General features: G+C 40.6%; 12 protein-coding genes. 6 read left to right on the forward strand and 6 right to left on the reverse strand.

Going from position 1 to position 18467, the window contains the following annotated elements; all coding sequences use genetic code 11:
• The first annotated feature begins 488 nt into the window (after window positions 1-488).
• The 4 genes from sufB (at window position 489) to ACYPZI_RS08925 (ending at window position 6567) form a co-directional block, all read left to right on the forward strand.
• The gene (gene sufB, locus ACYPZI_RS08910; RefSeq protein WP_459600731.1) at window positions 489-1946 is read left to right on the forward strand and encodes a Fe-S cluster assembly protein SufB; all 1458 of its coding nucleotides are present in this window, start codon (window positions 489-491) and stop codon (window positions 1944-1946) included.
• A gap of 18 nt (window positions 1947-1964) precedes the next feature.
• A complete protein-coding gene (locus tag ACYPZI_RS08915) occupies window positions 1965-2996 on the forward strand; it encodes a lysylphosphatidylglycerol synthase transmembrane domain-containing protein (protein WP_459600733.1) in 1032 nt (343 codons plus the stop codon).
• Window positions 2997-3117: 121 nt separating this feature from the next.
• Entirely contained in the window at window positions 3118-4191 is a 1074-nt protein-coding gene (locus tag ACYPZI_RS08920) for an aldose epimerase family protein (RefSeq protein WP_459600735.1), read from the forward strand.
• Between the two features lie 399 nt (window positions 4192-4590).
• Window positions 4591-6567: a KUP/HAK/KT family potassium transporter gene (locus ACYPZI_RS08925; protein ID WP_459600737.1), complete on the forward strand. Its 1977-nt coding sequence runs from the start codon at window positions 4591-4593 to the stop codon at window positions 6565-6567.
• Here ACYPZI_RS08925 and ACYPZI_RS08930 read toward each other — a convergent pair.
• A complete protein-coding gene (locus ACYPZI_RS08930) occupies window positions 6556-7623 on the reverse strand; it encodes a M20 family metallo-hydrolase (RefSeq protein ID WP_459600739.1) in 1068 nt (355 codons plus the stop codon). The genes ACYPZI_RS08925 and ACYPZI_RS08930 overlap by 12 nt on opposite strands.
• A 5-nt stretch (window positions 7624-7628) precedes the next feature.
• Window positions 7629-8945 (reverse strand): glycoside hydrolase family 88/105 protein, encoded by a 1317-nt coding sequence (locus ACYPZI_RS08935; RefSeq protein ID WP_459600741.1) that lies wholly within the window; start codon window positions 8943-8945, stop codon window positions 7629-7631.
• A 490-nt stretch (window positions 8946-9435) separates the two neighbouring features.
• On the opposite strand from ACYPZI_RS08935, the gene ppk1 reads away from it, so the two are divergent.
• Together ppk1 and ACYPZI_RS08945 are read left to right on the forward strand one after the other, a co-directional pair.
• Window positions 9436-11472: a polyphosphate kinase 1 gene (gene ppk1, locus ACYPZI_RS08940; protein ID WP_459600743.1), complete on the forward strand. Its 2037-nt coding sequence runs from the start codon at window positions 9436-9438 to the stop codon at window positions 11470-11472.
• Window positions 11472-12362, forward strand: coding sequence for a Ppx/GppA phosphatase family protein (locus tag ACYPZI_RS08945; protein ID WP_459600745.1), 891 nt, complete (start codon window positions 11472-11474; stop codon window positions 12360-12362). Before ppk1 ends, ACYPZI_RS08945 begins: the two co-directional genes overlap by 1 nt.
• Before the next feature lie 153 nt (window positions 12363-12515).
• Here ACYPZI_RS08945 and ACYPZI_RS08950 read toward each other — a convergent pair whose 3' ends face one another.
• From ACYPZI_RS08950 to ACYPZI_RS08965, 4 genes are all read right to left on the reverse strand, one after another.
• Window positions 12516-14939, reverse strand: a complete 2424-nt coding sequence (locus ACYPZI_RS08950) for a sodium-translocating pyrophosphatase (protein ID WP_459600747.1) — start codon at window positions 14937-14939, stop codon at window positions 12516-12518.
• 244 nt (window positions 14940-15183) lie between these two features.
• On the reverse strand, window positions 15184-16425 hold the full coding sequence (gene xseA, locus ACYPZI_RS08955; protein WP_459600749.1) for an exodeoxyribonuclease VII large subunit: 1242 nt from the start codon (window positions 16423-16425) through the stop codon (window positions 15184-15186).
• Window positions 16422-17807, reverse strand: coding sequence for a S8 family peptidase (locus ACYPZI_RS08960; RefSeq protein WP_459600751.1), 1386 nt, complete (start codon window positions 17805-17807; stop codon window positions 16422-16424). The genes xseA and ACYPZI_RS08960 overlap by 4 nt, the downstream gene beginning before the upstream one ends.
• A gap of 16 nt (window positions 17808-17823) precedes the next feature.
• Window positions 17824-18456, reverse strand: coding sequence for a DUF3256 family protein (locus tag ACYPZI_RS08965; protein WP_459600753.1), 633 nt, complete (start codon window positions 18454-18456; stop codon window positions 17824-17826).
• Window positions 18457-18467: the final 11 nt, after the last annotated feature.

Raw genomic sequence — 18467 nt, forward strand, 5'->3', positions numbered from 1 at the left:
AAACTCAAATGTTTGACATTAAATAAATTCATCGGGATTGGTATGCCCGATGCTTACAAAGTGAGTTAATTTTACTTGCTACGATAGTGAAGAAAAATACCAGATTGACTGCCGTTGCAACAAAGTCCTTTTTAGTTAAAAGTTACGAGTAGACGAGATACGAGGTACAAGTTGTTGACTGTTGACTGTTAACTGTGGAGGTTTGTTACTTTTTAGTTAAAAAGATACGAGTAGACGAGATACGAGGTACAAGTTGTTGACTGTTGACTGACTACTAACTACTAACTACTAACTACTGTTCACTGTAGAATCTATTCGTTCTATGAGTCTATGAGTGATGTAAAATATTTATAAAAGCTGATTTAATGTAGAGAATATCATATCTTTGCAAAATGAAATAAGCTATTAGCTATTAACCGATAGCTTATGATCGAAGAAGAGTACTAACAGCTAATAGCTAAAGGCTATCAGCTTAATAACTAGTTATAATGCAAGAAGATAAAGATAAAATTTTAGAAGATGTTACCTCCGACGATTATAAGTACGGATTTGTAACAGATATAGAAACAGAAGTCATACCTGTGGGACTGAACGAAGATGTTGTTCGTTTGATCTCTGCCAAAAAGAATGAACCGGAATGGCTTCTCGAATTTCGTTTAAAAGCATTTCGCTATTGGCTGACTATGGAAACCCCGAAATGGGCGCATCTGGAAATCCCCGGAATAGATTATCAAAGCATCAGTTATTATGCCGCCCCTAAAAAGAAAGACGGGCCTAAAAGCCTTGATGACGTAGATCCTGAGCTGCTTAAAACATTCGATAAGCTGGGCGTGCCGTTGCACGAACGCGAAATTCTGGCAGGTGTGCAGAACATGGCAGTAGATGCCGTAGTGGATAGTGTATCGGTGAAAACGACATTTAAAGAAGTTTTGGCTGAAAAAGGTATTATCTTTTGTTCGTTTAGCGAAGCAGTGCAGGAACACCCCGAACTGGTGAAGAAATATCTGGGCTCGGTAGTTCCTTACAGAGATAATTTTTTTGCTACATTGAACTCAGCAGTATTTAGCGATGGTTCATTTGTTTATATACCAAAAGGGGTGCGCTGTCCGATGGAATTGTCTACTTACTTCCGTATCAATGCGGCAAATACCGGACAGTTTGAGCGCACGTTGATCGTAGCGGACGATGATTCGTATGTGAGTTATCTGGAAGGTTGTACTGCTCCTATGCGTGACGAAAACCAACTTCATGCCGCTATTGTGGAAATTATAGCGCTCGATCGTGCCGAAGTGAAATATTCTACCGTACAAAACTGGTATCCGGGAGATAAACAGGGTAAAGGCGGTGTCTACAACTTTGTGACCAAGCGTGGTATCTGTAAAGGTGTCAGCTCAAAAATATCATGGACTCAGGTGGAAACCGGATCGGCGATTACTTGGAAATATCCTTCGTGTATATTGTCCGGAGACAATTCAATAGGGGAATTTTATTCAGTCGCTGTAACTAATAATTTCCAACAAGCAGATACAGGAACGAAGATGATCCATATCGGCAAGAATACAAAAAGCCGTATTGTGTCGAAAGGTATTTCTGCCGGACAAAGCCAGAATGCATATCGTGGATTGGTTAAAGTTTCGCCAAAGGCAGAAGGCGCGCGCAACCATTCTCAATGCGATAGCTTGTTGCTCGGTGATAAGTGCGGTGCGCATACATTCCCTTATTCAGATATTGCCAATCCTAGTGCGATTATAGAACACGAAGCGACTACTTCGAAAATCAGTGAAGACCAGATTCTTTATTGTAACCAGCGGGGAATAGGCACGGAAGAGGCTGTCGGGCTGATTGTAAACGGATATGCCAAAGAGGTGATGCAAAATCTGCCGATGGAATTTGCCGTTGAAGCTCAAAAGCTATTGCAGATCAGTCTGGAGGGTAGCGTAGGATAAAAACGTACAAACTTGTAGATGGAAAAATCCCAAAGTTTTAGCATATGGAAGATACTCTTGCCAACCTTTATAGGGATGGGGGTTATTATCTATATGCTGGCACGGGAGTTTAACTTTGCTGACTTGAAGCAAATCTCAATTACAGGGCATGCCGTTTTCTGGATATTTATTGCTTTTTGCTTTATGCTGGGGCGCGATGCCGGATTTACTATCCGCTATCGCTATCTCACAGAAAAGCAATTGTCGTGGAAACAATGCATTAAGGTGACTCTGCTCGCCGAATTTGGAACTGCCATAACACCTTCTTCCGTTGGGGGATCGAGTATGGCGGTTATTTTTCTTGCCAAAGAAAATATTCCTGTCGGACGAAGTACGGCGATGGTATTTGTCACCTTGCTGCTGGATGAGATGTTCTTTGTTGTCACGTTTCCGGTCTTATTATTATTTATACCGTTTCATACCTTATTCTCTGAAAATACAGCCTTCGAATCGGGTGTTTTGATATTGTTCGTTGTGGCGTATATCATCAAGATGCTATTGTGCACTATACTCATTACCGGTCTTTTTTTCAAACCGCAAGCTATCCGTTGGCTGATTATTAAACTATTCAGGCTGCCGTTTCTTCGTCGTTGGCACAAGAGCGCGGCAAAGGCCGGAGACGATCTGGTTGTCAGTGCAAGAGAAATACGCGGAAAATCCCGCTCCTATTGGTTCCCGTTAGTCACAGCGACTATTCTTTCGTGGAGTTCCCGTTATCTGGTGGTAAATGCCATATTTATGGCTTTCTTTCAGGTACACGATAATCTGTTGATTTTTGCCCGCCAATTCATTATGTGGATAGTGATGGTTATTAGCCCTACTCCGGGAGGAAGTGGGTTTAGCGAATTTATATTCAAACAATATCTGAGTGAGTTTATACCTTTGGCGGGTGTAGTGCCATTGATTATATTGCTTTGGCGACTGCTCACATACTACAATTACCTGTTTGTCGGCGCTTTGATTGTGCCTCGGTGGGTGAAGAAGTCTTTTGGTAGAAAAGAAGAATCCTGATATTTCATTTTTTTAATAAATGCAGATGTATAATGCTTAAAATCTACCCCTTCAACCATAAAATATTGTTATATATTTGTATTTAACATTCAGAAAATATTAATATTTAACCTAAAATATCATGCAAACAAATGTAACCAAGTCGGGATTATCTCCTGCGAATTTCTCGGGAAAAGTTGATGGAAAAGACGTGCAAATGTACGTTCTTACGAATAGTAAAGGTGCAGAAGCTACAATTATCAATTATGGAGCAAAAATAGTCTCCCTTTCAGTTCCCGATAAGAATGGGAAACTGACCGACATTGTTTTAGGACACAATAATCTTGATGAGTATCTGAGTTCGGAAGAACCATATTTCGGAGCAGTGTGCGGCCGTACAGGAAACCGTATTGCAAAGGGAAAATTCACTTTGGACGGAGCAACGTACCAGCTTGCTGTTAATAACGGGCCAAATAATCTGCATGGTGGACTTAAAGGTTTCAATGCTGTGGTGTGGAACGCCAAACAAACAGATAGTCAAACATTGGAATTGACATATCTGTCGAAAGATGGAGAGGAAGGCTTTCCGGGAAATCTGAATGTAAAAATCACATATCGCCTGACTGACGATAATGTATTTGAAATAGATTATGACGCAACAACAGACAAAGCTACGATATTGAATCTTACAAATCATTCATACTTCAATCTATCGGGAGAAGGGGATGCCAGTGTCAATGATCATATGTTGGTGATGCATGCTTCTAATTATCTGCCTACCGACGATACGGCGATCCCATACGGACAGCCGGAAACAGTAAAGGGTACTCCATTTGATTTCAAAACAGAGCGTTCGATAGGAGAAAGAATCGAAAATGACTTTGAGCAATTACATTTTGGTAAGGGCTATGACCACACATTCGTACTCGACAAGAAAGATGGAGAATTAGCTTTGGCTGTAGAATGTTATGCTCCTAAAACAGGTATCAAGATGGATATCTATACTACCGAACCGGGAGTACAGGTGTACACCGGAAACTGGATGACCGGAAACTTCGAAGGAAAGCACGGGCATCGTTATCCTGCACGTGCAGCAGTTTGTTTCGAGACGCAACATTTTCCCGATAGCATAAACAAGCCAGAATATCCGAGTGTTGTTTTACGTCCGGGGGAAGTATTCAGGAGTAAAACAACTCATAAATTCACCGTGAAATAATAAAAATGGCAAGGGTGTTTCAAATAATTTGAAAATTAGCGAATGTGAAAATTAGCAAATTAAAAAATGAGTGTGGAGTTTGTTACTTTTTAGTTAAAAGATACGAGTAGACGAGATACGAGGTACAAGTTGTTGACTGTTGACTGACTACTGACTACTGACTACTAACTACTAACTACTAACTACTAACTACTAACTACTGTTCACTGTAGAAGTTTGTTACTTTTTAGTTAAAAGATACGAGTAGACGAGATACGAGGTACAAGTTGTTGACTGATGACTGTTGACTAACTACTAATGTAAGCTAGGATAAAGCTGCAATATATTAACAGATAATACTATATACTTATCAAATAATCTTGTACTTTTGGGGCGTTTTTTCGATAAAGTAGGACGGAAATGAAGGAATCTAATAAAGTTCAGTTTAGTGCCTTAGGTGTTGCCCTTGCAATAGGTATTGTGTTTGGTGACATAGGTACATCGCCTTTGTATGTAATGCGGGCGATACTAAATTCGCTTCCTCCTGGACAACTTACCCGTCCCGAATATATTTTGGGAGCGGTATCTTGTGTAATCTGGACTTTAACGATACAGACCACTCTTAAATATGTTATAATCACACTCCGGGCAGACAATAAAGGGGAGGGCGGTATTCTTTCCCTCTATGCTCTTATTCGTCAGAAATATCGCTGGGCTTATATCTTGGCGGGTATTGGAGCGGCCACACTATTGGCTGACGGTATTATTACTCCGGCGATGACGGTAATGTCTGCTATAGAAGGGCTGGCGCCTATAGTTCCCCATATACCGGTTATACCTATTACGGTGGCAATAGTGCTGATCTTGTTTTTGTTACAGCCATTTGGAACGGGCTCTTTAGGTAAATACTTCGGGCCATTAATGATTATTTGGTTTACTATGATGGCTGTTATGGGAGCCAATCAGGTAATACAAGATTTCAGTGTATTGCGAGCATTTAATCCGATGTATGCCATTCATTTTCTCAGGGAAGTACCCCATGCGATGATTATGCTTGGCGCAATATTCCTCTGTACTACGGGAGCAGAGGCTTTGTATTCCGACTTGGGACACTGCGGACTGAAAAATATACGCGTATCGTGGATATATGTCAAGTCGGCTCTTATCCTTAACTATTTAGGACAAGCCGCGTGGATTTTGAATAGCCATCATGTAACGCATGATATAAATCCGTTTTTTGCTATGATGCCCGAATGGTTCAGCCTGATAGGAGTAATAATGGCGACGATCGCGGCTATTATAGCCAGTCAAGCCCTGATTAGCGGATCTTTTACTGTTATCAGTGAGGCAATCTCTCTGAATATATGGCCGAATGTGAAAATACATTATCCTACAAATATTAAGGGACAGCTCTATATCCCTTCCATCAATTATATGATGATGGTACTTTGTGTCATCATTATTCTGACGATGCAGTCTTCGATGAGATTAGAGGCGGCTTATGGTCTTGCGATTACATTAAGTATGCTGATGACCAGTGTATTATTATTCTTGTACTTTATAAAGACAAACAAGCCGCTATGGTTTAGTATTCCTCTTACATTATTCTTTGTAATCATCGAGTTTAGCTTCTTTTTAGCCAATATGCAGAAATTTGCGCACGGAGGATTTGTGCCTATTATCATCGCGGGAGTATTGGTATTCCTGATGTATTCGTGGTACAATGGACGTAGAATCAAGCGTCATTACACGGTTTATGATCAGATTGATGAAAAATATATAAATCAGATATTGAGAATCAGTGAGGATACTACGATTCCTAAAGCCGCGACTCATCTCGTTTATTTAGTAAAAGCTAATAATAAGTTTTTCTTAGAAAGTAAGATTGCTTATTCCCTTTTCAAGCGGACACCTAAACGGGCAGATACTTATTGGTTTGTGCGTATTAAAAGGACGGATGAGCCGTATGAATTTAGCTACGAGACTACGATGTATGCTCCAAAAAAGGTATTCCGAATTAATATCAGGGCCGGATTTAAACTCGGGATACATACCGATAAATATGTAAACCTGATAGCAAATGAATTGGAACGTCACGGGCTGGTAGATCTGACATCGCGCTATCCATCGATGCAGGCTGCCACAGACAAACGGGGAGATTTCAAGTTTATAATTGTCGACCGTATATTTCGGAATGTGCATATGAACCCTTCACGGCAGATCATACTGGGTTGTTATAACTTCGTGAAGAGACTTACCACTTCAGATACTCAGATGTATGATATAGATCCTTCGTTGGCAGTGGTGGAGACTGTTCCGTTAAGGCAGGTGGATCATACCGAAGAGCATCTGAAAGAGTTGCTTCAGCAATCCAGCAACGAATCGTCAGGGATGTAATCCGTCCAGAAGTTTGACATACAGTTCTATCGCTTCCCGTATTTCACTCAGCAAGATATATTCGTTTGCCGTATGTGATCTGGCAGAATCTCCCGGACCCATTTTTAGTGTTGGAAAGGGCATGAATGTCTGATCCGACAAAGTTGGCGATCCATAAGGCGTTTTTCCTATCATAATAGCGCGTTGAACAAACGGGTTCTCCAATGCGATTCTTGAAGAATTCAGGCGGAAAGAACGGGGTTTGATCTCACAGTCCGTGTGTTTGTCTATTATGTGATATAGTTCTTCGTTGCTATATAGCTCATTACTTCTTACATCTACTACAAAGTCGCACTTATCGGGTACAACGTTGTGCTGAGTTCCGGCATTTATCATACTGACAGTCATTTTTACCATGCCAAGCAATTCGCTTACTTCGGGGAAAGCGTATGTTCGGAACCACTCAATGTCTTTCAAGGCTTTATAGATGGCATTGTCACCTTCGTTCCGGGCTGCGTGTCCTGCTTTGCCAAGAGCTGTGCAGTCGAGAACTAAAAGTCCTTTTTCAGCAATAGCCGGATTCATCTGTGTGGGCTCGCCTACAATGCCAAAAGCAATTTCCGGTAATTCGGAAACCATTGCTTCGGCTCCGCCGTTTCCGGAGACTTCTTCTTCACATGTAGCCAGAAAGATGAGGTTATAATCCTGCTTCTTACCTGTCAGCATCAAAAAAGCATGCATCAATGAAATTAAGCTGGCTCCTGCATCGTTGCTGCCTAGTCCATAAAGAATATCTCCGTCTTCTTCCGGTGAAAACGGGTCTTTTGTCCATCCTGATACGGGGCGTACAGTGTCCATATGGGAATTGAGCAGGATAGTCGGTTTCTCCGGATCAAAATCCTTGTTCTGTATCCAGAGATTGTTCCCTTTCCGTTTCGGTTCGAAGCCGTATTTTTTAATATATTCTTCGATGATTTGAGCAACATTATGTTCTTCCCTGCTGAACGAGGGGGTGCTTATCATCTCTTTCAGCAAATCGATGGCATTATAGTATAGGGCATCTATATCCTGACTCATATATTTTATTTCTTTTGGGTAAGTTCATATTCAAGGCTGGCCATAATGAAAGGACCTATTGCCTTGCCTTCGTTTTGTGTAATAGCGACATCTTTCCCGCAAAGGTAATAGTTTGCAGTTCCTGTTCTGGACATATCCTTTGCCGGTCCTAATCCTGCCGACGCGCAAGACTGGATAATACTGATACCGTCCGCCTCTTCTTTTATGAAAGTCTTTAGTAATCCTTGATAAGCCTTGTTGGCAAGGGACTCGTACTTGTTCCTGTCGAGAATGCCTATGCGCATTCCTTTAAAATAAGCATAGGTGAACATCGATGAAGCAGAAGCTTCTAAATAGTTAGTCCTATCGCACCGATTGTAGATGTCGCCATTTATGGTGTCACCTTTATTGTCTGCTGCTTTAGAATAATCGTATTGTAATAACTGATACCAACATCCCGATTCTTTGTCCTGATAACCTGCCAGTCCTTCTGCAACCTGATTGGCCATCTCTTTTAGTTTTGGATAGTCCACGTGATTTTGCGGCATTATTTCCAATACATCTACCAGAGCGGCAAAATACCAGCCCATGCCTCTTCCCCAGAATTCGGGAGAACATCCTTTGTATGGTTCGCCTTGCTGTGCCCAAAAAGAATTGGCATCGGTTGGATCGGCTGACCATGCATGATAATTTAGCTTCTTACTTTTATCGTAAGTATATTGATGGATGATCTTGAACTGGGAGGCAATATCTGTCCATGATTCTGTGTCATCCTCTGCAAAACATTTTTGCCATTCCGCATAGAACGCAGCCCCCATATACAGCCCGTCGAGCCACATCTGATTTGGATATTGCGCTTTATGGAAAAATCCTCCGGTTCCCGGTTTGGTAGCATCTATACGGCTGTGCTTATATTTTAATATATCTCTAAGGTATGTAGCACATTTTTTGTAGCGTTCGGCGTCGGCTGTATTTCCTTTTTTAAGCTCTTCTTTGTAAAGAGTGAAAAATATTTTTCCTGCTGCCAGATCGTCTACATTGCTTTCTCCCACTTTGACAGTGTCACCTCCCTGAAGACAATGATCCGCATATTGTTTTACGATTTCATAATACTCCGCTTTGTCGGGATATTCTTCCCATGCTTTCAAAACACTAAAAGCTACCAGTCCGGGAACATAATCCCAGTGCGCGGTAGCAAGCTGCTGTTCCTTGGTATTACTCAGAAATACTTTTAATGCTCTCGATTCCACCATTTTTTGCGAGTATATGGCGTCGTCTTTTTGTTGTTTTCCCCCGCAGGATATGAAAGTCAATAAAATGATTATCCAGGAATAATTTTTCATGCGAAATAATTTAAGTTCTGTAAGATGATTATTGTCGTATCTGATTGAACGTTTAAACACATCACTAATTTTTATTGGTTATTAGAATTACAAATATAGCGTAAATCGATAAATGAACGGACTAAGTATATTAAAATAGCTTTTTTATCTGCAAGAGTGAGTACATTTTCAATATTAAATTGTTTTCTCTATAAACGCTTAATAAAAAGTTTATATCTGTTATACGATTCTTCTGTTATCAAATTAAGCTAGGGGGAAACTTTAAAAAAGAAGAATCGCATAATTAAGCAATGAGGAACATTGTTTATTTTTACTGCAAAACAAGTGGCTAGAGATTGGTCGCTTGTTTTGTTTTTTTAATATCGTAGCTAAATAGTAACGGCTTTGTAACCGTCTGATACGATATATTAATTAATTTTATACAATTCATATTTGATGAAGCTGGAACAATTCTCAGCGAGGGCTTGTTATTGAAGTATATAAAACGTGTATGATGATAAATAATAGGGATTTAAGTTGGTTAGCTTTCAATGAAAGAGTTTTACAGGAGGCTCAGGATAAGAGTGTTCCTTTGATGCAGAGATTGCGCTTTTTGGGTATTTTCTCTAACAACCAGGATGAATTTATAAAGGTACGTGTGGCAAATATTGTGCGTTTGAGCCTGATAAAAGGGAAAAGATCTCCAATGTTTTCGGGAGGGTATACCGGCCGTGAATTACTCCCTCTCGTTAATTCCCATGTTTACGAAAGTCAGGTAAAATTTATGCAAACCTATGAGGAAGTCCTTACGGAAATGGAAAGTCATGGAGTTTATGTAATAAACGAGAAACAACTAAATAAGAAACAAAAACAATTTTGTCGTGAATATTTTTCATCGGTAGTCAGTCCGCGCTTGGTTCCGCTCATATTACGTAAGACGACCCAGATCCCTTTTTTGAGAGATAATAATATCTACCATGCAGTGAAGATGAGCGCAGGTAAAGGCCAAACTCCGCGGTATGCGATTATACAGATACCGGTAAGCAGTTCTTGTTCTCGTTTTGTTGTTTTACCCTCCTCTCTTAAAGACCGGAATGAGATTATATTTTTGGATGACATTATCCGCCTCTGCCTCGATGAAATATTTTTCATGTTTAATTATAAACAAATATCGGCATATACTTTTAAATTGATGCGTGATGCCTTGCTTACAATTGATGATGATATTTCGAAAAGTTTGGTGGAGAAGATGGAAGATGGATTGCAGAACCGTTTGCACGGGCAACCTGTCCGGTTAATTTACGACAGGGAAATGCCTGCTGATCTATTGGATATTATTGCATCTAAACTAAGCTTGCGAGGGAGTGAAGGCTTGGATGCCGGAGGCAGGTATCACCTGATGCGCGATTTGATGAAATTTCCTAAGGTGAGGCCGGATTTGGAGAGTGTTAATCCTGAACCGTTACAACATCCTGATATTAAACCATCGTCAAGTATTTTTAAAATAATTAATAAAAAGGATGTTCTGTTGAATTATCCATACCATACATTCAATTATTTTATCGACTTTTTGAGAGAAGCTGCCATTGACCCCAAAGTTGAGAGTATATTTATTACTTTATATCGTGCCGCAGAGCAGTCCAAAGTGGTAAATGCATTGATAAATGCTGCCAAAAACGGGAAAAGGGTAGTAGTATTGCTCGAACTTCTTGCCCGCTTTGATGAGGAACAGAATATAGAATATTCTGAAATTTTGCAAAAAGAAGGTGTTAAGGTCATTCATGGCGCCAGTGGACTGAAAGTGCATAGTAAAATTGTATTGGTTGAACGAAAAGATAAAGACTATGTGTATATAGGGACTGGAAATTTCAATGAAATTACCACGCAGATATACGGGGACTTCGGTTTGTTTACCTCTGATAATCAAATTGCTGCTGATGCCAAGATCGTTTTTGATTTCTTGTTGAATACTCACAGACATTTTGCCTGTAAACAACTTTTGGTTGCACCATATTATATGCGAAAGCAATTTGAAATGTTGATCCGTAAAGAAATAAAGAATGCTCAAGAGGGGAAAAATGCTTACATATATGCCAAATTCAATAGTTTGACAGACGAGGCGATAATTAGTCTTTTATACAAAGCCAGTAAGGCAGGAGTGGAGATCCGCCTGATAGTAAGGGGCGCTTGTTCTCTACAACCACAGGTTAAAAAACTAAGCGAGAATATCCGGGTTATAAGTATCGTAGATCGTTATCTGGAGCATGCCCGTCTTGCTATTTTCGGTAACGGGGGACAAGAGAAAGTATATATAATGAGCGCCGACTGGATGACACGTAACCTCGATCGCAGGGTAGAGGTAGGGGTACCTATTATGGATGCAAAGATAAAACAAACGCTCAAAGGTTTTTTCGATATACAATGGTCTGATAATGTGAAAGCCCGCGATCTTACCATATTAGGGGATAATGAGTATGTAGAGAAAGGAGATAATCCGTCTTGCCGCTCACAGATTGCCCTATATGATTTTTATAAAAAAATGAAATAATGAAAACTGATATTTTTGCTGCTATAGATATAGGTTCTAATGCTATCCGTTTATTGATAAATAACATCGAAAAAAATAATGGAGAGCCTGATTTTAAAAAAGTTGCCTTCCTGAGAGTACCCATCCGCCTGGGTGAAGATGTTTTTACCAAAGGATGGATTAGTGAAGATAAGAAGCAGCTGTTGATAAATGCAATGCAAGGCTTTTCATTCATAATGAAGGCCTATTCTGTAGAAGACTATAGGGCATGTGCTACCAGCGCTATGCGTGATGCCAGAAATGGAAAAGAGATAACTGATGCCATTCTGAGAGAAAGCGGGATAGATATTCAGACTATAACGGGTAAGGACGAAGCCGATATTATATGTGAAGCCGGTGGCTTGGGCGATATGATAGACAAGAGGGATAATTATCTTTATGTGGATGTCGGAGGTGGTAGTACCGAAGTGGTTGTTTATGCCAATAAACGAAAGATCACTTCGTATTCGTTTCAACTAGGTACAGTGCGTATGCTGGTAGATGCTGTGAAAGAGGAGGAAATAATTTTTTTCAAATCACAGCTAAAAGAAATATATCGTAAGTATATGCCGGTGAGTATTATTGCTTCGGGAGGAAATATAAATAAAATCCATAAAGTGCTGGGCAAAAGAGAAAAAGAAGTTCTTGCATACTCCGATATAAAGAGCCTGTACGATTCGCTCAGAGACTTGAGCTACGAGGAACGTATTCAAAATTTCAAATTGAATACATATCGTGCCGATGTAATCATTCCGGCTTTGAAAATATTTCTCACAGTTTGTAAAAACTGTAAGGTAAATGAAATATATGTTCCCAAGGTTGGGCTTGTAGACGGAATTATCCATCATTTATATTCTGAAAGGGAAAGATAGCGGTAGAATAGTTTCTATTTTATGCTCATTAATATTTCTATTCTACAGATTTGGTATTAGCGCCTTGATGATAGGGGCATTTCTTTTATATAAAAAAGAGCGACTTTTGGGGTCGCTCTTTTCATTTAATATTTAAGCATTGGTTTCAATTTTCTATGCTTCCTTTTCAGGAATCCGCATCTTGTAGAACGAGCGCCATACGAAATATAATCCTAAAATTAGGAATGGTATGGCAATATATATCGAATAGTCATGATCAGGATTAGCCCGCATTTCTATACAAATCTCGGTTGCTAACAACCCGAATAATGTTGAGAATTTAATAATAGGATTCAATGATACAGATGACGTATCCTTGAACGGGTCGCCCACAGTGTCGCCTATAACAGCAGCTTCGTGTAAAGGAGTATTCCTTTCCTTCAAATCCACCTCTACTACCTTCTTGGCATTATCCCAGCTACCTCCGGCATTTGCCATATAAATAGCCTGGAACAAACCGAATACGGCAATAGATACCAGATAAGCCACGAAGAAATTAGGGTCGAGGAATGCGAAAGCAAGAGTGAGCGAGATGAGTGCAATAAAGATATTCCACATACCCTTTTGCGCATATTGGGTACAAATCTTCACCACAGCTATAGAATCTTCTATATCGGCTTCTTTCTTGTTTATATCGAATGTACGCTTAATAAACTCTACCGCACGGTAAGCCCCTGTAGTAACAGCCTGCATGGAAGCCCCGCTAAACCAGAATATAACCGCACCACCACAAATCAGTCCGAGAAGTACCGGTGCATCCGTCAATGAAAGTTTTAGCATTCCCACTTTTTCAAGCAACAGGATAATGGAGAATATCATCGTTGTGGCTCCTACCACGGCTGTACCAATCAATACAGGCTTGGCTGTAGCCTTAAAGGTATTACCGGCCGAATCGTTAGCTTCCAGATAATGTTTCCCGTTTTCGAAATCAGGAGTGAATCCATAATCTTTTTTTATCTCTTCGGTTATATTCGGTATACTTTCTATTTGCGACAATTCAAATACCGATTGGGCATTGTCAGTCACAGGGCCATAGCTGTCAACGGCAATAGTTACAGGACCCATACACAGGAATCCGAATGCAACCAACCCGAAAGCAAAGATTGAGGCGTGAGGGCCCATTATAGAACCTAATCCCAACTGAGCGGTAAAGAATGCACCTGTCATCAAAGCTACGATCAACAATCCTGTCCAGAATGCGCCGAAGTAACCGGCAACAATACCGGAAAGGATATTCAGAGAAGGACCTCCTTCGCGAGATGCTGTGACAATCTCTTTCACATGTAGTGACTTGGAGCTGGTGAAGAATTTCGTGAATTCAGGAATCAACACAGCAGCAAGTGTTCCGCAACTAATAATAATTGCCAGTTGCCACCAAAGGCTGCCATTTGTCGGATTGCCTGTAATTTCGGCCATATCGCCTAATAATAAATGACTCATAAAGAAACTCGCAGAAATACAAAGAATGGCAGCAATCACGATCAGGCGCATCAATGGAGATTCGAAGTCGAAATGTTTCTTATCACCATATAAAACTTTAGATATACCTTGATTGATAAAGAATGAACAGCCCGAAAGGAAGTCCATCAAGAAACGCATACCAAATATCCATACGATCAGTTTTGCCTGGATATGAGGATCGGGAACAGCCAGAGTGATAAATGCTATCAGGGCGACTCCTGTTACACCATATGTTTCAAATCCGTCGGCTGTAGGTCCTACGCTGTCGCCGGCATTATCGCCCGTGCAGTCGGCTATCACACCCGGGTTACGAGGATCGTCTTCTTTTACTTTGAACACAACCTTCATCAGGTCGGAACCTATGTCGGCGATTTTGGTGAAAATACCTCCTGCTATACGAAGCGCACTGGCTCCGAGAGATTCTCCTATTGCAAATCCAAGGAAACAGATACCTACTATTTCGCGAGGCACAAATAACAGGATAATAACCATCAGGACAAGCTCAAGGGAGATGAGAAACAGGCCGACGCTCATACCGGCCTTCATCGGTATATTGACAACATCCAGCGGACGTCCTTTGAGTGAAGCGAAAGCTGTACGCGCATTGGCGTACGTATTTACCCTGATACCATACCATGCCACAATGTACGATCCTGCCATCCCTATAATAGAGAAAATCAGCACCTGAAGGACTACCCCAAGGCTTTGTCCTACCAGTCCGAAGAAATATATGCATAATACGATAGCGATAAGGGCGAATAACATCAGGAGGAATTTTCCTTGCTGAATCAGATATGTACGGCAAGTAGCATAAATAGTGGACGCTACTTTAGTCATAGATTCGTGCGCAGGTAATTTTTTAACCTGATTGAAGAGAAGTAAGCTGAAACCAAGGGTTCCGGCAATGATCAGGGCACCATAGAATAAAAAATCCCATGAAGTGACAGCCGTTCCGAAAATATGGAACGTTCCTTCATGGAGATCCGGAATCGCTAAGTCCGCTTCACTGGCTTGAGTCGTTACAACCAAACCTAAAAACAGACCCATTAGTAGACCAACACGTTTTAAATTTTTCATGTTAACTAGTATTAAAATATAAAATTTAACAAATATAGAGCGGTTACGCTTAACCGAATATCTGTAAAAACTAATTTTTGCTCTAAAAAAAATATTTTTAAATTTACAAAATAGTAAGCAATACGAATGAATCTTTAAGTCACTTATTTTGTGTCAAAAAGCTTATTTAAATAAAGTTTAACAATAGACTGTTAGATTTTATCTATAGGGGGAATATGTGAGAATTTGAGATGTGAATTTTTGGTTAAGATGGCTTAATAATAGACTCTATCCGGCCATCGGAAAATACAGTTGTTATTGAATCGCCGGCTTTTAAATCGCGGCTTAGTTTTACTACTTTCCCATCTTTCATCGTCAGGGTATATCCTTTTTTCAGGATATTATCGGGCGACATCAGCGCTAAATGTTTTTCGGTTATGTCCAGCTTGTTTTTCTCCTCTTTGAGGAACTGTTGTGTTGTTTTTCTCAGGATGTTTTTGGCTGAGGACAGTGCTGTTTCCTGTTCTCTGTACCATCCTTTCAATGCAAAAGAGTTCTTTGTTTCCAAGAGGTCTAACTGTATTGTTTCTTCCTGAATCCTTTGGGTGACAAACGTTGCTATATTTTGCGAGAGGCTATCTAATTCATAAGCGGTCTCCGATAAATTGGCAATAAGAAATTCCGCTACTGCTGTAGGTGTTTTGGCACGTGTATGTGCGACTATATCGAGTACGGTTTCATCCCGTTCGTGTCCGATGCCTGTAATTACCGGTAGCGGAAACTGGGCGCAGCTGGTGGCAAGCATGTAAGAATCGAAGCAGCTAAGATCGGAGGTTGCTCCTCCGCCTCTTATAATGACTACCGCATCAAACAGATCGATATGCTCATAGATACGTTCCAGAGCCGATATGATTGAATCTTCCGCACGGTCTCCCTGCATGATAGCCGGGAATAATTTGGTGTAAAAAGCAAGTCCGTATACATTTCTGTTTAGTTGATCGAGAAAATCCTCATATCCGGCTGCCGTAGGAGACGAAATAATGGCAATGCGGTTTGTTGGGGTTGCTAACTCCAATTCTTTATTCAGGTACAGGACACCTTCTTCTTCCAGTTGCTTCAGTATCGCCGCCCTGTTTAAGGCTTGGTCTCCGAGCGTATAACTCGGATCAATATCGTGGACAGTCAGGCTGAATCCGTATAGTTCATGGAACTCCACACTCACCTGTACCAAAACTTTCAGTCCCGAAGTAAAGGGCTGTTTTGTCGAGTTTTCAAAATAAGCCTTGAGCAAATGGAATGTATTCGCCCATATCATTGCCCGGGATTTAGCTATAAGGTTCTTTCCACGATTATCTTTCTCTATGAACTCAAGGTAGCAATGCCCGTTCTGGTTGACACGCACATCGCTTGTTTCAGTTCTTATCCAGAACATCTCAGGAAGGCTGTTGTCCAGTACGTCCTTTATTAATACGTTCAGTTCATAGAGAGAGACCGCGGCATTATTCATTTTTTCTTTTTCTGGTCGGCTATTTTTTGAGCTATTTGCGCAGCTTTCTCCATATCCGGAATGCCATATCCATAATCTTGGTTAGGGTCTTCATACCTGTCTCCCGATTCGCGTACAACTTGCAGTATTTCTTTGTTAGTCAGAGTAGGGAAGGCTTGCCATAAACAGGTAACCATGCCGCACATGATAGGTGAGGCGAAGGAAGTTCCACTTTTCATTGTTACATTTCCCCGATCGCCGACTACAATAGAAGCATCGCCTAGTGCCATAACATCGGGTTTTATTCTGAAGTCGGCAGTCATGCCACGAGAGCTGAAAGCCGTTACTATAGAGTCGCGTTTTATCGCGCCTACTGTAAGGATGTTCACTGCATCGCCCGGAGGAGTAATCTTTTCCCATTCAGAGTCTCCGGAGTTTCCGGCGGAAATGACCAGAAGCATTCCTTTGTCGGCAGCTTTGTCGGCGGCACGGGAAATCAGGGCTGTTTTGCCATCCAATACATCGTGTGTATAATCTTCGGCCGGATTGTCAAAATTGTTGTAGCCCATAGATGTGTTAACAACATCGACGCCCAGACTGTCGGCAAATTCTATTGCCGTAGCCCAATAATCTTCTTCGATAGGAAATTCGGAACGGGAGTCTTCTGAGCTTAACAACCAAAAGCTGGCTTCCGGGGCTGTTCCCACAAATTGCATAGGTTTGTTGGCGCCAATGCAGGACAATACATTCAGTCCATGCTGCCCACCGTTAGAGAATATGCCTTCGTCTTCGTATACGAAACTTTCAGAGCCTTTTATATCTAAATTATCGAGCATCTCTATTTGTGGCAAATGATTAAATCCGGCATCGATCACAGCAATCAGCATGCCCTTACCTTTGTATCCTGCTTTATGTAGGTATTGCCCATTATTAGGCTTAATATTATCGATCCCTTTGCCATAATTGTTTCCAAACGAAACCATTTCTTTTGCCGGGTAGAATTGTTCTTTTCTTTCTTTAGGCTCTCCTTTTGTTTTCCCTTTCCATACAAATACAGCATCGCTGACGAATGGCAAAGCTTTATACTGTTCTACCATTGTGCTGTCGGAACAATGTACAGCCACTGTACCCAGCCATTTGCTCTTTGCCACAACCTTTCCACCTGTTTTTTCTATAGCCGATATATAATCCCGGGATATAGGCAGGTCGGATTCATCTATTTTTATTCCTTGCTTTTGCCTTCTTTCTATTGCTTTGAGGGACAAAAACTGTTCAGGTTTGTTTATTCTGTAAGAGGTTTTACCTTTGTCTTTCAATATCAGACGGAATTTGTAGTTGTAGTCTTGTGCAAATACAGCTGAAACGGCTATAAAGAAGCTTAATAGTAGTGTTGTTCTTTTCATATTTGTTTTGTACTTGTTAATTATAGGATGATTTATCCCAATAGAGTATTTTGGGGTTCTCTATGAGAAAAGGCTCTATTTTTTTATAATCCTCGCCGTTCAAATATTCTTTTATGTCGTAATACACCATCAGTGATAAGTCTGTTGGAGACAGTTTCATCTTTATTGGGGTCATATCCAATGCTGCATAAGCATTTCTAAACTCCTCGCTGTCTTTATCGATGTCGGATCTTATGAACCAATTTTTATCTTTTTTAGGAAAAAGATCTCCTTGATTGATAGGTATCCATTTTGTTGTATAAAACTGTAACTGGCTGTCGCAAGCATCGGCACATACTGTTCTTATCACGCATATAATCTGAGAGTCATTGATCAGGGGTAAAAGTTTTATCTCAACGGTTCCTGCATCAGAAGTTTTAAATGACACAAAATCCGGTGATACGGAAAGCCTTGTTATTTCTCCAAGTCTCCCTCTGTTTACAGTCAATTTCGCTGTATCTTCCAGTCCTGCTGCAAGGAGATTTTTTTCGCTTGCTTCCAGCCCGTAGATGATGCTTTCGGGCATAGATAGGATTATGTTTTTTATATCTTGCCCTGAAATAGTAGTTGTAATTGTTAAGAGTATTATGGCGAATAGTAATTTCTTCATTATGTATAAAA

The sequence above is a fragment of the Dysgonomonas reticulitermitis genome (assembly GCF_054601275.1).

What these genes read in the sequence shown, in the direction of transcription:
- sufB (WP_459600731.1), top strand. Translation starts at nt 489, where the DNA reads ATGCAAGAAGATAAAGATAAAATTTTAGAAGATGTTACCTCCGACGAT.
- ACYPZI_RS08935 (WP_459600741.1), bottom strand. Translation starts at nt 8,945, where the DNA reads ATGAAAAATTATTCCTGGATAATCATTTTATTGACTTTCATATCCTGC.
- ACYPZI_RS08915 (WP_459600733.1), top strand. Translation starts at nt 1,965, where the DNA reads ATGGAAAAATCCCAAAGTTTTAGCATATGGAAGATACTCTTGCCAACC.
- ACYPZI_RS08930 (WP_459600739.1), bottom strand. Translation starts at nt 7,623, where the DNA reads ATGAGTCAGGATATAGATGCCCTATACTATAATGCCATCGATTTGCTG.
- ACYPZI_RS08920 (WP_459600735.1), top strand. Translation starts at nt 3,118, where the DNA reads ATGCAAACAAATGTAACCAAGTCGGGATTATCTCCTGCGAATTTCTCG.
- xseA (WP_459600749.1), bottom strand. Translation starts at nt 16,425, where the DNA reads ATGAATAATGCCGCGGTCTCTCTCTATGAACTGAACGTATTAATAAAG.
- ACYPZI_RS08945 (WP_459600745.1), top strand. Translation starts at nt 11,472, where the DNA reads ATGAAAACTGATATTTTTGCTGCTATAGATATAGGTTCTAATGCTATC.
- ppk1 (WP_459600743.1), top strand. Translation starts at nt 9,436, where the DNA reads ATGATGATAAATAATAGGGATTTAAGTTGGTTAGCTTTCAATGAAAGA.
- ACYPZI_RS08950 (WP_459600747.1), bottom strand. Translation starts at nt 14,939, where the DNA reads ATGAAAAATTTAAAACGTGTTGGTCTACTAATGGGTCTGTTTTTAGGT.
- ACYPZI_RS08965 (WP_459600753.1), bottom strand. Translation starts at nt 18,456, where the DNA reads ATGAAGAAATTACTATTCGCCATAATACTCTTAACAATTACAACTACT.
- ACYPZI_RS08960 (WP_459600751.1), bottom strand. Translation starts at nt 17,807, where the DNA reads ATGAAAAGAACAACACTACTATTAAGCTTCTTTATAGCCGTTTCAGCT.
- ACYPZI_RS08925 (WP_459600737.1), top strand. Translation starts at nt 4,591, where the DNA reads ATGAAGGAATCTAATAAAGTTCAGTTTAGTGCCTTAGGTGTTGCCCTT.